Source organism: Pseudomonas sp. MS15a(2019), from assembly GCF_013277805.1.
GTDB classification, from domain to species: Bacteria; Pseudomonadota; Gammaproteobacteria; order Pseudomonadales; family Pseudomonadaceae; genus Chryseomonas; species Chryseomonas benzopyrenica.
This window is the reverse complement of the sequence record NZ_VBTN01000022.1, coordinates 1-20,299: the sequence shown is the minus strand read 5'-3', so window position 1 is coordinate 20,299 and position 20,299 is coordinate 1. Positions and strand designations below refer to the sequence as shown.

Sequence of the window (20,299 nt, the reverse complement as noted above, 5' to 3'; positions counted from 1 at the left end):
AGCACTCAAGGCGGCCGAAGTGGACATGAGGATTGGGGAGCTAGCCCGGCTCACAGGATGCGAAGTTGTGACCATCCGCTACTTCGAGAAGGAAGGGCTGTTGTCGGAGCCAGCACGTAGCGCCGGGAATTACCGGTTGTACAGCAAGGCACACCTTGAGCAATTGCAGTTCGTTCTGCACTGCCGCACGCTGGACATGACGCATGCCGAGATTCGTGCCCTGCAGGGCCTGCGCGAAAACCCAAAGCAGGACTGTAGCGAGGTCAACGCGCTGCTGGATTCCCATCTCCAGCAGGTGGAGGCGCGGATCGTGGCATTACTGCAGCTAAAGCAGCACATGACTGCCTTACGTGAAAGGTGCGGTGGAGCGCGCCCCATCGAGTCCTGCGGTATTCTGCAAGGGCTAGCGGATTGTTCTTTCCATACCCCAGGGCCTATTAGGACTAGTGAGCCTTGAGCCCACATTGGATATATCCGAACTCTGCAGGGAGACACTGAGCAGCAGCATGAGCACCCATTTCAGCTTTCTACTCTGAAGCCCCGTATCCCAACGCTCTGTGCATACCTATTGAGCGCGTCGAGCGACCGAAACACTCTCACCAATTCGCGCCGGGAGCGGAGAGGAAAATGTCGGCTTTCTTTGCTGTAGCGTACCTGTAGCTGCCATCCATGCCCCTCAGGGCCTGGAGTAGCACGCACATCCCAAGCGGCCCCGGCTGCAACTAGGGCGGCCAGGCCCTCAGCGCTAATCGACTGACGCATGACGGTTGCGCTTTGGGACGCAACTGGTGATTGCTGGGCTGGCCGCGCGTTCTGGAGATCAGCCCTGATACGCCGGTGTCCCGGTAACGCTGCACAAGGCAGTGAACCTGCCGTGTTGTCAGCTGCAGCCGCTGGGCAGCGCGGGTAGGCGTGATAAAACCCTCGGTCACCGCCTGGATGACCTTGAGACGATCTACTTCGCGTAGGCTCATCGTGATCCGCTCGTGGGCTGACATCCTGATCGCTCCGTATCGCTAGCAAAGCCGGTAGGCTAGCGACCACAGGTGATCGGGACATTTCTATTTGGCTGGATCGCGACATTACTACTTGGCCGTAACACGCCGTTTCAAGGCTCAGTACAGATGTCGTTGCGCCGGCCAAGTAGAAATGTCAAAACAAGAGGTCAGTCGAACAGACCTGGACTCAGTTTCTGCCGTTGCGCTGGGCTAGCTTGGTTAGCGCCCAGCGATCATTCCATTCGCTCGGGGCTAGATAGAGCGCTGATTGACCCTGGCCGATAAAGCGTCCGCGCTTTCTTTTCGCTCCGAGTAGCGATCAACGAGGTAATCCTCACGGCCACGAACCAGCAAAGTAAACTTCACCAATTCCTCCATCACATCGACCACACGGTCGTAATACGCGGAAGGCTTCATTCGGTCCGCGTCGTCGAACTCTAGATAAGCCTTCGGCACAGACGACTGATTCGGGATGGTCAGCATGCGCATCCACCGCCCGAGAATCCGCATCTGGTTCACCGTGTTGAACGACTGAGAGCCACCGGAAACCTGCATGACGGCGAGTGTCTTGCCCTGCGTGGGCCGTACGGCGCCCAGGGTCAGGGGAATCCAGTCGATTTGCGCCTTGAGTACCGCAGACATGGCGCCGTGACGTTCCGGCGAACACCACACCTGCCCCTCTGACCAGAGCACCAGGTCGCGCAGCTCTTGCACCTTGGGGTGGTCGACCGGTGCGTCATCGGGGAGTGGTAGCCCGGATGGATCAAAGATCACGGTCTCGGCGCCCATGAGCTGGAGCAGACGTGCGGCCTCTTGCGTCAGCAGGCGGCTGAATGAACGCTCCCTGTTCGACCCATAGAGTAGAAGGATTCGTGGCTTGGTATCAGAGGTGTCTGAAAGCCCCAACCTGTTTGTGCTGGGCAGATCCAGCAGCGACAAATCGAGGGCCGGCAAGGTCTCGGCAGATTCCATCTCTAAATCGCTCATCACAGTGCTCCGATCCGATCCAGCGCCTGCTTCAGCTCCGCGCCCTGAAGCGCTACTAGATCCAGCGCGAAGAATGCTGCGAATCGCCTTTTGATGTGCTCAACAGTTGCGTCGAAAGCGGCCTGGATAGCCTCATCGCTGCCTTCTACATCGGAGGGGTCAGATAGTCCCCAGTGGCTCTTAATGGCTGGGCCAAAATACACCGGGCAAGGTTCACCGCCAGCCTTGTCACATACGGTGATGACGATATCGGGGGGAGTGTCGGCGAACACCTCAGATCCCTTGCTGTACAGGCCCGACGTGTCGATGCCCAAGCCTTGCAAAGTGCTTACCGCTCGTGGATTGAGTTTGCCACTCGGGAAGCTTCCCGAACTGATAGCCGTAAAGCCGGCCGGCGCCATCTGGTTGAACAACCCTTCGGAAAGAACGCTGCGGCAGCTATTGGCCGTACACATGAACAGGATCTTCATAAGGTGACTCCTAAGCAGTGATGCTCAAACGCACGGCAAGGGCTGCCAGCGTCGTGAGCAGAATGGGAAAGGTGAGGACACAGCCAACCTTGAAGTAGTAACCCCAGGTAATGCGGATGTTTTTCTGAGCCAAGACATGCAACCACAGCAGCGTTGCCAGACTGCCAATAGGCGTGATCTTCGGGCCCAGGTCGCAGCCAATGACGTTGGCGTACACCATGGCTTCATGCACCAGTCCGGTCACGCCACTGCCCTGGATCGACAAAGCGCCGATCAGCACGCTGGGCATGTTGTTCATGACAGAGGACAGCAGCGCAGCGGTGAAGCCGGTGCCCAACGTGGCAGCCCACAGGCCATGATCGGCAAAGGTGGCAAGCAACGAGCTGAGCCCCTCCGTCAGCCCGGCATTTTTCAACCCATAGATCACTAGGTACATGCCAAGTGAGAACAGCACGACCTGCCAGGGCGCATTTAGCAACACCTTACGTGTCGAGATCACATGACCCTTCGTTGCAATGATCAGCAGCACTAACGCACAGGCGGCGGCAACAGCGCTGATAGGAATGCCAAGCGGCTCAAGAGCGAACAAGCCGACCAGTAGGAGCAACAGCACCCACCAGCCAGCAATAAACGTAGGGCGATCCCTGATCGCCTGCTCTGGTCGGCGTAGCACCTCCGGTGAATACGAAGGTGGCACCTCTTTTCGATAGAACCACCAGAGCATCCCCAGGGTCGCCACTACGCTTACCAGATTCACCGGCCACATGATCGAGGCGTATCGAGCGAACCCTATGTCGAAGAAATCCGCGGAGACGATGTTCACCAGGTTTGAGACAACCAGGGGCAGGCTGGCCGTGTCGGCAATGAACCCAGCGGCCATAACGAAAGCCAGGGTTGCTGCCGGACTGAAGCGCAGCGCAGTCAGCATCGCGATGACGATGGGGGTCAGAATCAAGGCTGCGCCATCGTTGGCAAATAGCGCTGAGACGGCTGCCCCGAGGAGCACCATGAGCACAAACAGGCGCGCACCGCTGCCCTGGCCCCAGCGAGCCACGTGAAGTGCAGCCCACTCGAAAAAGCCCGCCTCATCCAGCAGAAGGCTGATGATGATGACCGCGATGAACGTCGCGGTGGCGTTCCACACGATGTGCCAGACCAATGGAATGTCGCTGAGCATAACCACACCCGTCAGCAAGGCGAGTATCGCTCCAGCCGACGCGCTCCAGCCCACGCCAAGCCCGCGAGGTTGCCAGATCACCAGCACCAGCGTGATGAGAAAAATTGAAATTGCCAACAGCATGTCAGGTCTCCGAAGTCACTTAGCAACAGGAAACCCGGCGTACCGGACGACCTTCCATCGAAGCAAGGCGGCCCTGATCTTCGCCAAGCCAAGAGCGGTTCGCCTCGAGCGTTGCCTGGAGCACTTCCATTGCCCATTGAGGCAGCTCGGGATGAATGCGGTAATAGATCCACTGACCTTGACGGCGATCCTCCAGCAAACCGCAGACGCGGAGTTGAGCCAGGTGGCGAGAGACCTTCGGCTGGCTATCGTCGAGCGCCCAAATCAATTCGCAAACGCATAGCTCGCCCTCAGCGGCGAGCATGAGCATGATCCGGGCTCGGGTTTCGTCACCGAGGCATTTGAAAAAGGTGTGCGGCTGAAGGTACATGGGCAGCCTTTATATCTGTGATTTCGAATATTCGAATTTACAGATGTATTCGAGCCTTTGGAAGGTGCTTATCCGGCCGAAGTGACCGCGAATGCAAAGGCAGGTCTCCCCGGTCGCTCCCTGGGTTGGCAGCCGAGTCCCCTAGTTCTCCACCCTATACCTGCGTATTCCAACACTTTGCGCGTACCGGTTGAGCGCATTCAATGACCGAAACACCCTCACCAATTCGCGCCGGGAGCGGAGAGGAAAATGTCGGCTTTCTTTGCTGTAGCGCACCTGTAGCTGCCATCCGTGCCCTTCAGGGCCTGGACTAGCACGCACATCCCAAGCGGCCCCGGCTGCAACCAGGGCGGCCAGGCCCTCAGCGCTAATCGACTGACGCATGACGGTTACGCTTTGGTAGTGGGCTTTTGTGAAGAGCAGCTAGGAGGTCCTCTGGCATCAACTCTTTTGCTTTTTTCTTCGCCGGCTCTGAGCGTTGGGCTTTAGTAGGCCTTGGATTGCCAGGTACCGAATGAGAGCGCCGATTGTCGCGCTGCTCTTGCATCAGTTGCGCCACTTGCAAGACGTGCCCCAGCCGTTTGTTCTCGACGATAGCGCCTTGGTTGACCTCAGGCAGCTGATCGAGAATGCCGTAAGGCAAGGCAGCGCCTTCCGATCGCACCTCGATCCGGCCGTCCGGGTAGTGATAGATCTCTACGTAGCGGCCAGCCAATGCTCGGGTTTGCGGCGTATCGTGCAGAACATAGAGGCGCTTGTCGTATTGCAGCGTTAGGCTTTTCGACACTCGACGCGGCTCTCGCCACGTCAAGACTAGAGTCAGGTCCTCGTCGTCACGTACTGCGCGGTGGGCATCGAAATCAGAGCGGGCCGGTTTGGCGAAGCGCCGGTTGTAATCAGCCATGAACAACGGCAGATAGGCGTTCGCCGCCTCGACAGTGCTGAGATTTCGTAGTCGCAGCTCCTTGACCAGGCGATCCTGCAGGGTGAGATGGGCACGCTCGACGCGCCCCTTGGCCTGGCTGGAGTTGGCGCAGAAAGTATCGATGTTCAGCTCGAACATGGCCCGAGCGAAATGCGTGTGACCAGCACCGCCCTGGGCATCCTTGCTATTGACCCGGAACACGCTGGCCTTGTCGCTGTAGAGGGCGACAGGCTTGCCATGGTGTTCCAGATAGGCACGGGTGGCCTGGAAGTAGCTGAAGGTCGATTCGCTACGGGTGAACGCCAGGTGCATCAGGCGACTGGTGGCGTCGTCGATGTAGACCAAGAGGGTGCACGCCGGCGCACGATCCTCGAACCAGCGATGATCGCTGCCATCAATCTGGATCAGCTCGCCGAGGCAAGCTCGGCGATTACGTGGCTGGTACACCTTAGGCGGTCGTGCCCGACGCGGCGTCCACAAGCCGGCATCCATCATGATGCGCCGAACCGTTTCCTTGGCTAGACGCAAGCCGTGGCACTCGGCCAGTTTCTCGGCAGCAAGCGTGGGACCGAAATCCTGGTAATGCGTGCGGATCAGGGTGACGGCGCGCCGCTCAAGGCCGGGACGCAACTGGTGATTGCTGGGCTGGCCGCGCTTTCTAGAGATCAGCCCTGATACGCCGGTGTCCCGGTAACGCTGCACCAGGCGGTGAACCTGCCGTGTTGTCAGCTGCAGGCGCTGGGCAGCGCGTGTGGGCGTAAGGAAACCCTCGGTCACCGCCTGGATGACCTTGAGGCGATCGACTTCGCGTAGGCTCATCGTGATCCGCTCGTAGGCTGACATCCTGATCGCTCCGCATCGGCTGCAAAGCCGCTAGGCTAGCTGCCATACGTGATCGGGACATTTCTATCTGGCTGGATCGCGACATTACTATTTGGCCGTAACACCGCCGACTTCCGATAAGTAGCCGTTACGTGAAATCAGGCCCTACACATGAGGCCGCCCCGGCGGCCTTTTTTGGGGGCCCTGGATGCCACAACCCCCGATACTGGATGGCTAGACCCCAGGGATTGGCCGAGGGCGAACCCAACTTGTGCTGCCAGGAGTGGCAACCGGCGCCTGCGCGGCTTGCATCGAGCCGCAGCCGGTACCGAGTTGCATTTTTCAAATTCTCGATAGCGTGCAACGGATCTCTCACAACTCTCGAGGCATTCGGAACATGGCAACACAGAAACACTTCGACGCCGCGGCCGAGCGGCTGCTCGGAAAAAATTCCTACCAGGGCCTACTGGCATCCGGTTATTCGCGCCCGGACTTCTGCCGCGAAGTCGCGCAGCTGGCGTTCATCGGTCACCTACCCGACTCGGCAAGCACACAGGACGATCTCGTGCTGATCCGCCAGGTCGCAGAGCGGCTGTGGAAAGGCGCCGGCGATACTGGATTGGACGAGTAGGGGGCCTGGTAATGGACGACATCAAGAAAGCAGAGAGAAAGCGCTTCGAGGCGGCCACCCAGCAGGCGGACTGGAACGCGGTGGTGCAGGGCAACCCCACCAACACGGTGCCGGTCTGGATCTATTCGGTGAATCCGGAGCACGGCGCCCGGTTGGTCACACAGCTCTCGGTCGAGGGCTACCGCGCCGCGTGTCAGCGTGGTGGGCTGCCATTGCCCAAGGGCATCCAAGCGTGGGACGTGCTGCAATACGCCTTGACCAACTACGAGGCGGCCAAGGATCACGCGGCTCGCCTGGCGCTGCACGAAGAGCTCGCGGGCGCCCTGCTGAACTATGCCAGCCACACCAAGACCTGGGGCATGCTTCCCCCGGTAGGCCAGGTGCAGGGCATCCACGTGATGATCGGTGACTGGAACACCCGCAAGGCCGGCCGCGTGTTCAAGCCGGCAGCGGTCGTGGGGCGTGAGCTGCTCAGCCGTCCGGACGTCGTCGCCCTCCTCGACCAACTGATCGCGGCCCATACCGCGAAGCATCCGGGCGAAGGCCCGATCCGGGCCCGCTAGTCACCAACTACCGGCAGATGGCTTCGCACGGCACACCGTCGTGGTCGCCATCGATCCGGCTGTTGCCACAGTGCTGCAGCTGGTACTTCGCCTCCGCACAGCTCGCCATCTGCCTGCAGGCCTTTAGCGGTGTGCAGCTGAAGGATCCCGCGGCGATGGCGCCCTCCGATCCGCCAAACTGAGAAAAGGACGTGGGTCGCTTCGGCGGTACTGCCGCCGGCGGCTCGCCCTCTCCAGCTTGCGCGTCTTGACGCTGATCACGCGCGGCGTGGCGCCACTCCCACGGCGGTACCCGCTCCGCCTCCGGTAGCGCCCACAGGCCACGCTTCTGCGCCTTGGCCTGTGCTTCCAGGTCCAGCAGCGATCGATCCTTCAGGTATTGGCGATAGACCCACGCGGCACCCTGGCGCACCTGCTCGGCATTCACGTCCGTATTGCCCTGGTACACGCGGGCCACCCGCCGGCCGTATCGGTCAGTGTCCTGGACGTCCAGGCGGACAGCCTTCGAAAAGACCATGGCTGCCAAGGATTGCTGGGCGCGGTTGCCGTAGGGCTGTTTGCTCTCCGGGGTGTCGATTTCCGCAAGCCGGACCTTGATCTGTTGCTTGGCGGTGGTGAGGCACGTCAGGGTGTCGCCGTCGTGCACGCCCACCACGCGGCAGTCGATCGTTTCGGCGAAGGAGAGTGTAGGGAGGGTTAACGCAAGGGCTACTGCTAGCTGCCGAAGCATATGAGGTCTCAGATCCGTTTTAAGAGGGGAGGTCCGGTATCACCGGGCGGGCGCTGCCGCGTTTCCGTACTGCCAGCGACGCCGACGCGGGAGTGTAGCGGCGGTGCGGATGACTAGCAGGGTCTATGCGGGGCAGAAGCGGACAGAGGAGCGAAAGGTGGCTATAAGCGGCGGCGGGCTAGCGGCGGTGGCCACCGTCAGTGGCGGTACCGCCGGCGGCCATCTTCTTGCGGTTGGGGCGCTTATACGCGGGGATCTGGCGCTTCAGGCGCAGCTGCCTCACCTTGCTGTAGTGGACCCCGTGCCTCAGGCCGATCGCTCGATCGCTATCGGTGCCCAGATCAGCCAGTAGCGCCTCGCTCAGCGGCTTTTCATCCTGCAGCTTTGGAATGTCGCGCCGTTTGCGTTCGCGGTACACCAGATCGTCAGGAATCCCGAACCGGTGAGCGAGCTCGGCGTCTCGCAACTTGCCCAAGAGCGGCACGGCCGCCGGGGGCAGACTGTACACCCGCGGCGCCCGCTTCGCCGGGGCCAGGCCCTGGCGCAGGCGCATCAGGTAGACCGCGCGCCGGCTGATGCCGAGCCGCCTGGCTACGGTCGCATCGGGTTCCTTTCCAAGGAGGGCGAGGTTCTCCGGGCTCCACCGGAACAGCGTCTCGCGCTGGAAGCCGCCCTGCTTCAGGTCGTAGGGCGCGATGGCCAGCGTCTGCCGCTTGCGCGCCACGGTCATGCGCGACATACCCCACCGGTCGCCCAGGGCGGTATCGCTCTCGGTGCCGAGCAGGGCAATCATCTCATCCGTCCAGATCTTCATCGCAACTCACAGCATTTGCAGCGCCAGCCAGTCTAGCGGCATGGCACCAGGCGGACCACGGCAGGCCTTGCGTTTTCTGGATGGGTGAGAGGGTAGGCCATCACCTGATGGAGACCCGAACATGGTACCGGTTGAACAGCTCAAAGCCGCGGTGGAACAACTTCCGAAGTGGAGCCCGCAGATCACCAGCCGGATAGGCTGGGTCAACTGGCGCCAGGGCTTCCAGATTAAGGCGCTCTGGTACGGGAATTGTTCGCTCCTGTGCTACCTCGATTTCAAGGACAGGGTTGCCCGGGACGATACCTTGGCCACCGCCTTCAAGCGCTTTGCTGCCCCAGACGCCCGGCCGCGAAAGATCGATGGCCATGGCTGGTCCTGCCTCGACTACTCGTTCCCGTCGGACCACTTTGTGTCCATCAATGAGCTGGCGGAGATTGCAGATGCCAAGGGCTATGCGTACACCGTCCTGTACGTCCAGGAATGTGTCGGTGCTCGGCCGGTTTTCGATACGCTGGGCATCCCGCTGGTACCGGGCGAGATGGGTAAGGAGTGGATAGGAGGCGAGTTCATTTCCTACGTCTGTCCCGCCGGCCAGAATCTGTAGTCGTCTGCCACGCCTGCTGCGTTACAGATTCCGGCCAGCGCCGGGCGGTGCGGTACACCAACGCCCGGCGAGCCGTAATCTGTAGTCGTACCCTACGTCACCTGACGACCTGCTGCCGGCCATCCCTGCACCGCGCGGTATCATCACGCCTCAATTCGTGAGGCGTGCGCAATGCTGGTGATCCATCTTGAAAGTGGTCGAGTAATCAACCTCGAGCGCTCGGTGAGTACCGTCAATGGGTACGGTATCTGGGAATACCACCGGAGCCAGAGCTCCAGTATGTGGGTACCCGACTACACCCCCTACCGCCACCTCGCCGTCAAACCGCCGGACCCGGCCATTGGCCAGAAGGTCACTGTGGCTATCTGCAAGCTCGGCGCGCCGGAGGAAGAGTGGAAGCCCTTCAGATCCGGGATCGCGGGATTCGACGGGATCTGAAAGCGGTCGCAGTAGGCGAGTCAGGCTACCCCGGTGAGCCTGCTGCTTAGCCCCTCGCGGCTTGCGTATCTGAAGACCTATGGGACGTTGGTCAGCATCACTCAACGATGCTGACGGAGCTTCCCCATGCAGACCCCCAACACCTCCTCGACTCCGGCTCTGCCGCTACAGCTGTGCGTCCACCGCTATTACTCCAGAGCCGAAGACCCGGCCTTCCAGCAGCTGCTTGTGGTTTGGAACCAGGTGGCGCCGATCCTCGCTGCGGCGCCGGCCGGCACCATTGCCAAAGTCGACAGCGAGTCTCTGTTCGTTGCGCCGTTGAATGGTACTCTGGCGATGTTCCTGTCCGCAGACCTCACCCCAACGGCCGTCGACGGCAACATCTTCCGGCCTGAGGATTTCGACGGCATCGGCGCCGATGAATTTGCCGAACTGCAGAGTGCCTTGGAGCGCTGGATGGCTGCGCCAACGTACGACACGCCCTGCACCCCGTCTCACCTCGCAGACGTGCTCGCCGCTAACTACGGGGAGGCGGAAGCGCCACGTGAATGGCGATGGTCGGGCGAGACCCTATAGGCCTTCAGTAGCAAGGCTTCACGTCTGGCAGTCCACTAGGGCAAGCAAGATTCGCATGCCCTGGAGACACCCCGCGCCAGTCGGTATAGCGGAAGTATCCCAGGCGGTATACTTCCGATCTTGAAGCATCGCCTATGGCTCCACGTCACTCGCGCATTCAGCCAATTCGAGAGCTGCCCTCTCGAAGATGCGGTCAATGAAAATCCCGGCTTCGCGTATCGAGACCCTGCAGCAGCTCGCTGATGTCCTCCAAGCGGCCGGCCACAATGTGCAGCACGCCATCGCGCGTCTCTACCGTTCCATCCACTCGCAGCAGCTGTGACGCCACCAGCTCCCGCCGCTGGCGCTCCGCCAGGGTGCGCCACACCACCACGTTCACCATCCCAAACTCATCCTCCAGTGTCACGAAGGTCACGCCGCTGGCGGTACCCGGCCGCTGTCGGCCGACTACTAGGCCAGCGACCCGGGCCGGCTGGCCGTGGCGCCGCTCCTTCAGCTCCTGCGAGCTCATCAGCCGCCGGGCCGACAGCTCCGGCCGCAGCAGGGTGAGAGGGTGCGGCCCCAGGGTGGTGCCTAGGGAGGCATAGTCCGAATAGAGGTCCTCACCCACGGTTGGCGCAACCAGCTCCTGGATCTCCTCCTCAACCACAGCGCCCTCGGCGAATAGGGGCAGCTGCGGCTCGATCGCGGCCATGGCCCAGCGCGCCTGGAATCGGTGCCCTGCGAGGCCCTTCAAGGCTCCCGCATCCGCCAGGCACTCCCGGGCCTTAGCATCAAGGCCTGCACGTAGGCACAGATCGGTAACATCGCGGAATGGCCGGTGCCGGCGGGCCTGCTCAACGGCGCGCCCGGCTTTCTCGGCCAGGCCTCGCACCATTCGCAATCCCATCCGGATAGCCGGCTGCGAGCTATCGGCGACTGGCTCGAGACTGCAATCCCAGTCGCTGCAGGTCACGTCTACCGGCAGGGTCTGCAACCGATGGCGCCGGGCGTCCTGCAGGATCTGGTCGGGGCTGTAGAAGCCCATGGGGTAGGAGTTGATCAGCGCCGCGGCGAAGGCGGCCGGTTCGTGACATTTGAGCCAGCAGCTGGCGTAGGTCAGCAGGGCGAAGCTGGCCGCATGGGATTCGGGAAAGCCGTAGCTGCCGAACCCCTCGATCTGCCGGAAAATGTCCGCGGCGTACTCGGCCGTGTAGCCGTTAATGAGCATGCGCGAGGTGAGTCGCTCCCGGTGCGGCTCCAGCCCGCCATGGCGCTTCCACGCCGCCATGCTGCGGCGCAGCTGATCGGCCTCGCCAGGGGTGTAGTCGGCGGCCAAGATGGCGAGCTCCATCACCTGTTCCTGGAACAGGGGCACACCCAGGGTCCGGCCGAAGACGCGCTCGAGTTTCGGCGGGTAGCTGATCTCCTCCTGACCGGTCCGCCGGCGCAGGTACGGGTGGACCATGCCACCCTGGATGGGGCCCGGGCGGACGATGGCCACCTCGATCACCAGGTCGTAAAAGGTCTGTGGCTTCAGCCGCGGCAGCATAGCCATCTGGGCACGTGACTCGATCTGGAACACCCCGAGCGTATCGGCCCGGCTAATCATCGCGTAGGTCGGCTTGTCCTCTTGAGGCACGGTAGCCAGGGTCAGCTCCTTACCCCGGTAGCCCCTCACCAGGTCGAAGCACCGGCGCAGGGCGCTGAGCATGCCCAGGGCGAGGATGTCGACCTTGAGCAGGCCCATCGCATCGAGATCGTCCTTGTCCCACTGGATGACGGTGCGTCCTTCCATGGCCGCGTTCTCGACCGGCACCAGGGTATCCAGCGTCTGGTCGGCGATGACGAAACCGCCCGGGTGCTGAGACAGGTGCCGCGGGAAACCGATTAGCTCGCCGGTGAGCACCAGGATCCGGTGAAGGAGGGGGCTATCAGGATCGAAGCCAGACTCGCGGAGGCGCTCCGGCGGCGGCAGATTGTCGGTCCAACGGCCGCAGCAGTCCGCCAGCGCGGTGATCTGGTCTGGGGGTAGGCCGAGGGCCTTGGCCACGTCGCGGACGGCACCCGCAGCGTGGTAGGTGGATACCACCGCGGTGAGGGCGGCGCGCTGGCGCCCATAGCGGCGGAAGATGTACTGGATGACCTCTTCCCGGCGGTCATGCTCGAAGTCGACGTCGATGTCTGGTGGCTCATCGCGCTCGTGGCTGATGAAGCGCTCGAACAGTAGGTTGATCCGGGTCGGATCCAGCTCGGTGATGCCCAGGGCGAAACAGACTGCAGAGTTGGCGGCCGAGCCGCGCCCCTGGCAAAGGATCCCCTGCTGCCGGGCGAAGCGGACGATGTCGTGCACCGTCAGGAAGTAACTCTCATATGCCTTGTCGGCGATCAGCTGCAGCTCCTTTTCGATCTGGGCACGTAGTCGAGCCGATAGGCCTTCGGGCCAGCGCCAGGCGCAACCCTCCTCGGTGAGAACACGCAACCAGCTGGTGGCGGTGTGTCCTTCCGGTACCACCTCACTAGGGTATTGGTAACGGAGCTCCGCCAGGCTGAAGGTGCAGCGCTCTGCAATACGTAGGGTCTCCTCCAGCAGCTCGGGCGGATAGCACCGCGCCAAGGCCTCACGGGTCCGTAGGTGGCGCTCGCCATTCGGGAAGAGCAGCTGGCCGGCTTCCGCCACCTGGACGTGATGACGGATGGCGGTGATCGTGTCCTGCAGGGCCCGGCGCCCGCGGCAGTGCATGTGCACGTCACCGGTAGCCACCAGCCCTACGCCCAAGGCCGCACCCAGCCCCTGCAGCTGCTGCAGCCGTACCTGGTCGTCTTGATCGAAGTGGAGCTCGGCGGCAATCCACAGCCGGCCGGGGAAAACCTGCAGCAACCAGCGCACCGACTCCGCCTCTGCGTGCCGATCCGGTACCCAGAGCGCGACAAGGCCAGCGACCTGGTCGAGGTCCTCGCGCAGCAGCCGGTAGCTGCCCTTGTCCGCGCGCCGACGGGCCAGGGTGATCAGCCGGCACAGCTGCTGGTAGCCCCGCAGGTCTTCCACCAGCAGCACGAGCTTGGGGCCCTGGGCGACCTGGAACTCCGCGCCCACGATCAGCCGGACGCCATGCTTCTCCGATGCCTGCCAGGCGCGCACTATGCCGGCGAGAGTGCACTCGTCGGTGATGGCCAACGCCTCATAGCCCATGACCCTGGCACGCTCGAATAGCTGATCGACGCTGGAAGCACCGCGCTGGAAGCTGAAGTTCGACAGGCAGTGCAGCTCCGCATAGCCGGGTGTCACGCGAACCACCCCTGCACCCACCAGCCTGACCCTTCCGCCGGAGACTGGAAGGCCCAGGCCGTACGCCCGTCGGCGAGCTCGAGCACGTAGTAGTCCCGACGGGCATCCTCGCCGTCCCACCAACCGCTCTCGATACGCTCAGGCCCGCTCAGGACCCGTGACTGGTCGACATCCAGGGGCTCCGGCGCCGGTAGCAGCCAGCCAGGCCGTCGATTTGGTCCCAATGCCTGGAGCGCCAGCGAAGGCGTGTCGCGCCGCCAGGCCCGCTCCGGCCGGTGATCGCCCTGCGCGCCCACCGCATAGACCGCGTCGTCGCCAAGGCGAGAACGCAGCCGCTCGCGCAGCTGCTCCCAGCTCACCGTCTGTTGCGGGCGCTCATCGAAGAGGCCGCGGTGCTGAGGGACGAACGAGGGCAGTTCGTCAGCGACCAGGCCGATCGCGAGTACCGGCTCCACCACCTGGGTGGGCTCCAGGCGCCCCCGGGCAAATTCGAACAGCAGCGCAGGGTCACGCTCCGGGGCGAGTAAGCCAACCACCACCTCCGTGGTCGGCGCCTCCCTATGCTCCAGCCGCAGGGTGAAGCGCTGGGCGCCCATGTCCCGGCCGGCGAGGTAGGTGGCCAGATCCGAGGTCAAGCGACGCAGGGGAAATAGCAGGGCCTGGGTCGACTCGACTTCGAAGTTGAGCTCGATCCGCAGCCTGAAGGTGGTCGGAGGCAGGAAAAACTCCAGGGGCAGGACCTTGCTGCCCAGCATCTGATCGAGGTGATTGAGCAGACTCAGCGGAAAGCGCCGGGCGAGCTGCGCCCGGGGCAGCGCCAACACCTGGCTGAGCTGCCGAAGCCCCATGCGACTCAAGGCCTGGACGATCTCCGGCTCGAAGCCCAGAAGCGCCACCGGCAGCGTGCGCATAGCGCTGGCAAGGCCTGCTTCATCCCGAACTGCCAGGCTGTCGCCGGCGTTGGCCAGTACCCGGGCGGCGGCTGGATTGGGCGCAAGGGTGATCCGGTGGCCGAAGCCCAGCGCCGTGAGCTCCTGGCGCAGGCGCGCTTCAAATCTTGGCCAGGGCCCGAAGAGCGGCAGGCTCGACTGCACCTCGAGCACCAGGGCGTCGGCGAAATGCAGGCTCACCTGCGAGCTGAACCCATAGGCCCAGGCCGCCAGCAGCTCGTGCTGGCGCCGTAGCGCCGCTTCGTCGTACTCCACCGTCGCAAACTGCGGGCAGATCGCCTGAGCAGCGGTGTAGGTCATCTCCGGCCGGAGGCCGAGCGCCAACGCCGCCGGGTTCGCCGCCTTGATGATCCGGCGTTGTATCGGCCCGTGGAGCAGTACCAGGGGTTCGTCCGGGTCAGGACAATTGCGCAGCACACCGTCCAGCGCGAACTGGGGGAAAAAAATGCAGGCCCATTTCATGGCAGTCGTCCCTCAATGCCAGACCCGATGCGCAAGCGCCGTTGCCGGTGGATTGCCGCCGCGGCACTTGAGCACTCGCAACTGCTGAGGTGAACCCTCAAGCACCAGGCGCAGCGCTGCAGGTGACGCGTTGACCGCTTCCCGCTGGTGGCGGAACGCGAAGGCAAGGGTCTGTCCGGTCTCGGCAGCCACCTGCAGCCGGCGCAGCGCGCGATCGTCCGCCCGGCTGGGCCAGCAGAGCACCGCACCACAGCTACCGGAGCGCAGGCACTGCTCAGCGGCCCACAGCACGTCCTTGCCCTGGACCTGGATGACGCTCAGCCGGCCGAGGTCGACGCCGGCCTGCAGCCAGGCGTGCGGGTAGAGCAGATACGGGGGAGAGATCAGCACGACGCGTTCGCCGGCGGCAGTGAGGCGTGCCAATGTCGGCCACACGAGCGTGAGCTCACCTAGGCCCGGTCGAGCGCTCAGGATTTCGGTAAGCGCTGCATCAGGCCACCCGCCGAGCGGCAGTTGGGCATCGAGCGCCGAGTGTCCGGTTGGCTGCGTGCTGGCGTCGTCCACATGCGGACTTTGCCCGCGCCACACACGGCGACTGTCGAGCAGAGAGTCGAGCGCAACGACATTGGTGGCCGCGTTATCCATGCTGCACCCCCGTCGGCGCCGACGGCGAGCTGCCGCGCTCGGTGAGCATGACCTGCAGCTGCGCACGCAATTTGAACAGATCTGCATGCAGGACGGAGTTCATCGACTCTAGCCGCAGGATATGACGCTGGGCACGCGAGAGGGGATCGTCGCGGTCGTCCGGAATGAGCCGGTCACCCCGGGGCACGTGGCGCTGGTTTTCCTCTTGGACGAATTGGACGTAGCGCAGTCGGTGGCGCTGTACCTCCGCCGTCAGGACATCCCGCTCAGCGACCAGAACGCGATTGGCGCGTTGGGCTTGCCCCAGGCACTGACGTACCTGGTCCAGTTCTTCAGTCAGCAGATCAACGAGGTTACGGCAGTACGTCAGCTCCGTGGGACGGAACAGGGACTGCTGCTGTTCGAAGCTGTCCTGCTCATCACCAAGCATGTCCATAGCGGCCCACCTGCTCAATCCCTGAAGCCATGACCTTCTGGTACTCAACAGAGCGATCGGGACAGCGGTGACAGAGACGAGGGATACGGGGAGAAATGGACATGGGATGGCCTCCTTTAGGGGTACTGTATAAATAGACAGTAATCAGGGAGGAACGATCCAGCAAGCTTGACAGCGACGGACGGCAGGGAAGACGAAGCGAAAGATTCTTTCGTTCAGGAAGGTGATCGCACGCTGGTGCCTGATTTCAGCTAACCGGTGTGGCGAGCAATGAGTATGCAGCCAGGCAGCAGCGTCGCGATGGAACTGGCTGCGGTGAGAAGGGCGATCACAGGGTCCGAATCAAACGGCGCAGGGAGGTCAGCAGGTAGCAGTCCATTTCTGGCTGCATGAAGCCATCGGGCACCTTCGCAGACAATGGCAAATGCCACCGCCACGAGGCCAGTGCCCACCGTCGTTCGCGCTACGGACCGTACCGCCATCTGTCTTCCCCCAACTCTGAGAGAGAGAGGATGGCACTCGCGGCTGCTGACTGGATGTTAATTCACACCCGATGCCGGTCGTCGATCGCACAGCCCGGCAGAGTTGAACCGTTCACATGGGCAGACGCCGGGGCCCCGCTACCGGCAGCAAGCTGCCGGCCCCTTTCCAGTTACCTCCCTGGCGACCACGGTGTCAGCGCATCGAACCGCGTATGAGTGTGAGATGGCGCCTCGCCGAGCTGCGCGCCAGCTTCGTCTCTTGCTCCGCTGCCCACTCATCCTGGATCTGCCGGGCGATGTTCGTGCGGACCGGCAGCAAGACTGGATACTCCGGCTCTTGCTGATCTACCTGTAGGAGGCCGGCCTCGTGCAGGTAGGCGTAGGGCTGCTTGAGAAAGTCTGATAGCGCCACCGCGTTCGGCTGGCCGCAATAGGCTTGAAAGTAGAGGTCGGCCCACATGTCCAGGTCGACACGATCGACGATGACGGGGTGATCCATTTCTGGTGGACGTTTCATAAACCGGTCCTTGCTGTCTGGAAAAGGATCACCGTACCGGTACTTCTGGAAACGCAACTAGGCAACCGGCGGGTTGGCGTTCACCTTGCGCTGCTGCATCAGCAATTGCTTTCGCACCTTGCCAAGGTTCAGGAGCTGCTCCCTGATTATGGCCAGCTTGGGCTCATACAGATGGAACAGTTCGACGAACCACGTCTCCATTCCGAACGTGACTGTGCTGGCGGCATAGGAATGGCTCAACCCCTTAGCGATTGGGGAGCGTGCATGCTTTTTCTTCCCCCCCTCGCCGTTGAAGAAATAGACCTTGCACCAGGCAATCGACACAGATCCCTTGCCATTGCCACGCACGTCGATCAGTCGATAGATGATTTTTCCATCGGCTCTGGCTTTGGCCGCTTGGAAGTATTCGTCCCTTAGCCGCAAAGCCTCATCACGCAGGGCTTCATGGGCCTCATCCAATGAGGTTATAGCCTGCCCATAAAGACGGGAAATTAGGCCGTTGCTGGTTTGGGGGTCGATTGAAGGGGTCATTGTCATATCCTATCTATTTACAAGGAGGACGTTCGGGTTGTCATTAGCGAACGACTGGAAAAAGGGGGTCATAAAAGCGGCTTTTTAACGAGAACCAATATGGACGTATAGATTGTCATTAAATATGGTTTTTCTCGTTTAGCTGAGTTCGGGCCACAGGAATCACACTACATCCATTTGTATTGTCATTAAGTATGTAAAAAACTCGGCGGATGTCACTCAGCATGCGGATCGGCGGAACGGTGGTTTAAGCGGTTTCTGCGCACATCTGACTTTGAAGAGCACTAAGTCGCGAGACCCATTCATCCGTTTGTATTGTCATTAAGTATGGCGAATCCATTAGCAATCCCGCCTTATTCTTGGAATCCAATACAACCGTTTGTATTGTCAATAACTATGGGAGCGTCCTGGTCTAGCGGATGGAATCGGCGAAGCCAATACATCCGTTTGGGTTGTCAATAAGGAGAAGCAAGACAATACATCCGTTTAGGTTGTAAATAAGTATGGGAAATATGACCGTTTCCAGTCTTCCCACGGAAAGCCCTGAGCTGTTTTTTTGGGGAAGCATTGAGATTGGCAATACTATTGACAATGTCGGTGGAGATCTGAAATTTCTTGCGTTTAGCTACCATTTTGAGAGGCCTTCGGAGGGCTGATTTGTTACCTGCTTTGCTACATTTCAAGAAGCCAATACATCCGTTTGTATTGTCATTAAGTATGGCTGGATGAGATATCACGCCGAGACCAGTGAAAAAACAATACATCCGTTTGTATAGTCATTAAGTATGGAAAAGTCCGGTTTGGTTAACTCCGATCTTTACAAACAACCCATACGAATGTCTTGCAATAGGGCATACCGCCATTCAAGCACCCCAATCAGCATGGCTTTAGCGAATTCGCGCCCACTGAGGGCGTGAATTGGGAAAAGAAGGAAAGAAGCAATAGGCACTCTTGTCCGAGGCGTCCTGTAGGACGCCTCGTTGCCCACCGCAATGGTCAACGTGCTCTGTAGGCGTCCTGCAGGACGCCTACAGAGAGGAGGGCGAAGCGAGGTGCTCCCGAATTGACCAGTAGGCGTCCTACAGGACGCCTGCGCGGCGGTTTGGGGTTGGCGAATGCCCTGCCAGGGCGTGCTTGCGCCAGGCGTCCTCCAGGACGCCTGGCTGACCATTGCGGGACGTGACGCGTTGCGAACCCTTTCAAGCGAGTGCATGCATGAGTAAGAAATCCCAGAACGCCGCTCCGTACGTAGTGGGCCTCGATATCGGTTACTCCAACGTCAAGCGGGTCGAAGGCTATGCCGACGAGGCCTCGCCACGCCAATTCATCTCCCCTGCTCAGGCAGCGCCGTTAGGAAGCCTCAACGGCAACGCGGTACTCAAGGAGGGGGAGCACTATGTCACTCTCGATGGCGAACCCTGGGCGGCGTTTCTAAGCGCCGGCCGAGCCGGGGTCACGCGGGAATTGCATGCAGACTATCCCGCCTCGAAGAGCTACCGAGCGCTGTTCAACGCGTCGATCAGCGACGCGTGCCGGGACGGTCGAACGGAGATCGACCACCTCATCACCGGCCTTCCGGTCAGCCAGATGCGCAATTCGCAGCTGGTCGAGCGGCTGACCGCACAACTGACGGGTGTTCATCAGGTAGCGCCGCAGCGTGAGATCACTGTCCAGAAGGTCACTGTGTTGCCGCAGCCGGTTGGGACCCTCAACTATATCTACAGCACCTACGAAAGCCCGGACGACCTCGATGAGGGCGTAATCCTGGTCCTGGACCCAGGGTTCTTCTCGGTTGATTGGGTGGTCTTCCGCCGTGGGGATATCGTTCGCGATTCCAGCGATTCGTCCATGGAGGCAATGAGCGTGTTGGCGCTGATGGAAAATTGACCCACCCTGCCGATTGAAATTTGACCCAGGGCGGATTGCTGATTTTGTTACCAGCAACTGTGGATAAGTCTACCAGCGCAGCTGCTTTTGAACCCACTCCCTCGCTGTCCCAGTTCAGCTGTTGAAGACCTGCCACATGCAGCCATGCAGCAGGCCGTCGTCACCATGAAATCAGAACGGCTCATCGTCCTCCGGTTCCTGGCCGCCCTTACGCTTTCGCTCCCGTGATTTGATCTTGGCCTGGGCCGCCAAGCTACTGTGTTGCAGGCGATAGGACTCGTTACCGGTTTCGACGATGTGGCAGTGGTGGGTCAGCCGATCCAGCAGGGCGGTGGTCATCTTGGCGTCGCCGAACACGCTCGACCATTCGGCGAAGCTCAGGTTGGTGGTGATCACCACGCTGGTGTGTTCGTACAGCTTGGACAGCAGGTGAAACAGCAACGCACCGCCAGCCTGGCTGAACGGCAGATAACCCAGTTCGTCGAGGATGACCAGATCCATGCGCAGCAGTGCCTGGGCGATCCGCCCGGCTTTGCCGTCGTGTTTTTCGCGCTCCAGCAGATTGACCAGATCGACCGTGGAGTAGAAGCGCACGCGCTTGCCATGCCGGGTGATGCCGGACACGGCCAGCGCGGTGGCTAGGTGGGTTTTACCGGTGCCTGGCCCACCGATCAGCACCACGTTCTGCGCGGTGTCGGTAAAGGCCAGGCTGGCCAGCTCGCTGATCAGGCGTGCGTCGGCGCTAGAGGGCACCTCTAAAAACACACATCTGAGCCAAGCCAGGCAGTGACAAGCACAACTCCTGGCATCCGAGTGCCGGGTGACGCACTCGCAGAACATCCTTCGGCCGGTCGCGATACGCGACCGGTGGCCTGGCTCAGGCCAGTTCCAGC

21 protein-coding genes and 1 pseudogene are annotated in these 20,299 nt (G+C 61.5%); 7 read left to right on the top strand and 15 right to left on the bottom strand.

Going from position 1 to position 20,299, the window contains the following annotated elements; all coding sequences use genetic code 11:
* Nucleotides 1-19 precede the first annotated feature (19 nt).
* Nucleotides 20-457 carry a Cd(II)/Pb(II)-responsive transcriptional regulator gene (gene cadR / locus FEZ61_RS23745; protein WP_064309074.1) on the top strand — a complete coding sequence of 146 codons (438 nt, stop codon included), beginning with the start codon at nt 20-22 and terminating at the stop codon, nt 455-457.
* Between the two features lie 265 nt (nt 458-722).
* Here the strand turns inward: cadR and FEZ61_RS23740 are convergent, their stop codons facing one another.
* The 6 genes from FEZ61_RS23740 to FEZ61_RS23715 all read right to left on the bottom strand — a co-directional run bounded on the left by FEZ61_RS23740 (nt 723) and on the right by FEZ61_RS23715 (nt 5,893).
* Nucleotides 723-974: a helix-turn-helix domain-containing protein gene (locus FEZ61_RS23740; protein WP_231893101.1), complete on the bottom strand. Its 252-nt coding sequence runs from the start codon at nt 972-974 to the stop codon at nt 723-725.
* Nucleotides 975-1,250: 276 nt separating this feature from the next.
* On the bottom strand, nt 1,251-1,985 hold the full coding sequence (gene arsH, locus FEZ61_RS23735; RefSeq protein ID WP_007162507.1) for an arsenical resistance protein ArsH: 735 nt from the start codon (nt 1,983-1,985) through the stop codon (nt 1,251-1,253).
* Nucleotides 1,985-2,455, bottom strand: a complete 471-nt coding sequence (locus FEZ61_RS23730) for an arsenate reductase ArsC (RefSeq protein ID WP_007162506.1) — start codon at nt 2,453-2,455, stop codon at nt 1,985-1,987. Before FEZ61_RS23730 ends, arsH begins: the two co-directional genes overlap by 1 nt.
* A gap of 10 nt (nt 2,456-2,465) precedes the next feature.
* The gene (locus tag FEZ61_RS23725; protein ID WP_007162505.1) at nt 2,466-3,755 is read right to left on the bottom strand and encodes an arsenic transporter; all 1,290 of its coding nucleotides are present in this window, start codon (nt 3,753-3,755) and stop codon (nt 2,466-2,468) included.
* A gap of 19 nt (nt 3,756-3,774) precedes the next feature.
* Nucleotides 3,775-4,125: a metalloregulator ArsR/SmtB family transcription factor gene (locus tag FEZ61_RS23720; RefSeq protein ID WP_007162504.1), complete on the bottom strand. Its 351-nt coding sequence runs from the start codon at nt 4,123-4,125 to the stop codon at nt 3,775-3,777.
* 367 nt (nt 4,126-4,492) lie between these two features.
* The gene (locus FEZ61_RS23715; protein WP_007162503.1) at nt 4,493-5,893 is read right to left on the bottom strand and encodes an ISNCY family transposase; all 1,401 of its coding nucleotides are present in this window, start codon (nt 5,891-5,893) and stop codon (nt 4,493-4,495) included.
* 376 nt (nt 5,894-6,269) lie between these two features.
* On the opposite strand from FEZ61_RS23715, the gene FEZ61_RS23710 reads away from it, so the two are divergent.
* A complete protein-coding gene (locus tag FEZ61_RS23710) occupies nt 6,270-6,503 on the top strand; it encodes a hypothetical protein (protein ID WP_007162502.1) in 234 nt (77 codons plus the stop codon).
* A gap of 11 nt (nt 6,504-6,514) precedes the next feature.
* Entirely contained in the window at nt 6,515-7,066 is a 552-nt protein-coding gene (locus tag FEZ61_RS23705) for a hypothetical protein (RefSeq protein WP_007162501.1), read from the top strand.
* Between the two features lie 7 nt (nt 7,067-7,073).
* Here FEZ61_RS23705 and FEZ61_RS23700 read toward each other — a convergent pair whose 3' ends face one another.
* The gene (locus tag FEZ61_RS23700) at nt 7,074-7,712 is read right to left on the bottom strand and encodes a thermonuclease family protein (protein WP_237709576.1); all 639 of its coding nucleotides are present in this window, start codon (nt 7,710-7,712) and stop codon (nt 7,074-7,076) included.
* 262 nt (nt 7,713-7,974) lie between these two features.
* Nucleotides 7,975-8,610 (bottom strand): hypothetical protein, encoded by a 636-nt coding sequence (locus FEZ61_RS23695; protein ID WP_007162499.1) that lies wholly within the window; start codon nt 8,608-8,610, stop codon nt 7,975-7,977.
* Nucleotides 8,611-8,731: 121 nt separating this feature from the next.
* Between FEZ61_RS23695 and FEZ61_RS23690 the strand changes: the two genes are divergently transcribed.
* The 3 genes from FEZ61_RS23690 to FEZ61_RS23680 all read left to right on the top strand — a co-directional run bounded on the left by FEZ61_RS23690 (nt 8,732) and on the right by FEZ61_RS23680 (nt 10,228).
* On the top strand, nt 8,732-9,214 hold the full coding sequence (locus FEZ61_RS23690) for a hypothetical protein (protein ID WP_007162498.1): 483 nt from the start codon (nt 8,732-8,734) through the stop codon (nt 9,212-9,214).
* A 171-nt stretch (nt 9,215-9,385) separates the two neighbouring features.
* The gene (locus FEZ61_RS23685) at nt 9,386-9,652 is read left to right on the top strand and encodes a hypothetical protein (RefSeq protein ID WP_007162497.1); all 267 of its coding nucleotides are present in this window, start codon (nt 9,386-9,388) and stop codon (nt 9,650-9,652) included.
* A 126-nt stretch (nt 9,653-9,778) separates the two neighbouring features.
* Nucleotides 9,779-10,228, top strand: coding sequence for a hypothetical protein (locus FEZ61_RS23680; RefSeq protein ID WP_007162496.1), 450 nt, complete (start codon nt 9,779-9,781; stop codon nt 10,226-10,228).
* Between the two features lie 193 nt (nt 10,229-10,421).
* On the opposite strand, the gene FEZ61_RS23675 is transcribed toward FEZ61_RS23680, so the two are convergent.
* The 6 genes from FEZ61_RS23675 to mobI form a co-directional block, all read right to left on the bottom strand.
* Nucleotides 10,422-13,496, bottom strand: coding sequence for an error-prone DNA polymerase (locus FEZ61_RS23675; RefSeq protein WP_068383176.1), 3,075 nt, complete (start codon nt 13,494-13,496; stop codon nt 10,422-10,424).
* On the bottom strand, nt 13,493-14,908 hold the full coding sequence (locus FEZ61_RS23670; protein ID WP_173150578.1) for a DNA polymerase Y family protein: 1,416 nt from the start codon (nt 14,906-14,908) through the stop codon (nt 13,493-13,495). The genes FEZ61_RS23675 and FEZ61_RS23670 overlap by 4 nt, the downstream gene beginning before the upstream one ends.
* 12 nt (nt 14,909-14,920) lie before the next feature.
* A complete protein-coding gene (gene imuA, locus FEZ61_RS23665; protein WP_017642840.1) occupies nt 14,921-15,553 on the bottom strand; it encodes a translesion DNA synthesis-associated protein ImuA in 633 nt (210 codons plus the stop codon).
* A complete protein-coding gene (locus FEZ61_RS23660) occupies nt 15,546-15,989 on the bottom strand; it encodes a hypothetical protein (protein WP_017642839.1) in 444 nt (147 codons plus the stop codon). Before FEZ61_RS23660 ends, imuA begins: the two co-directional genes overlap by 8 nt.
* A gap of 675 nt (nt 15,990-16,664) precedes the next feature.
* Nucleotides 16,665-16,988: a hypothetical protein gene (locus FEZ61_RS23655; RefSeq protein WP_026084055.1), complete on the bottom strand. Its 324-nt coding sequence runs from the start codon at nt 16,986-16,988 to the stop codon at nt 16,665-16,667.
* 57 nt (nt 16,989-17,045) lie between these two features.
* Entirely contained in the window at nt 17,046-17,519 is a 474-nt protein-coding gene (gene mobI / locus FEZ61_RS23650) for a conjugative transfer protein MobI(A/C) (protein ID WP_017642837.1), read from the bottom strand.
* 1,215 nt (nt 17,520-18,734) lie between these two features.
* Here mobI and FEZ61_RS23645 point away from each other — a divergent pair.
* A complete protein-coding gene (locus tag FEZ61_RS23645) occupies nt 18,735-19,406 on the top strand; it encodes a ParM/StbA family protein (RefSeq protein ID WP_242455229.1) in 672 nt (223 codons plus the stop codon).
* Nucleotides 19,407-19,577: 171 nt separating this feature from the next.
* Here the strand turns inward: FEZ61_RS23645 and istB are convergent.
* A pseudogene (gene istB / locus FEZ61_RS23640) lies at nt 19,578-20,153 on the bottom strand (IS21-like element ISPst3 family helper ATPase IstB); the annotation flags it as partial.
* Nucleotides 20,154-20,299 lie beyond the last annotated feature (146 nt).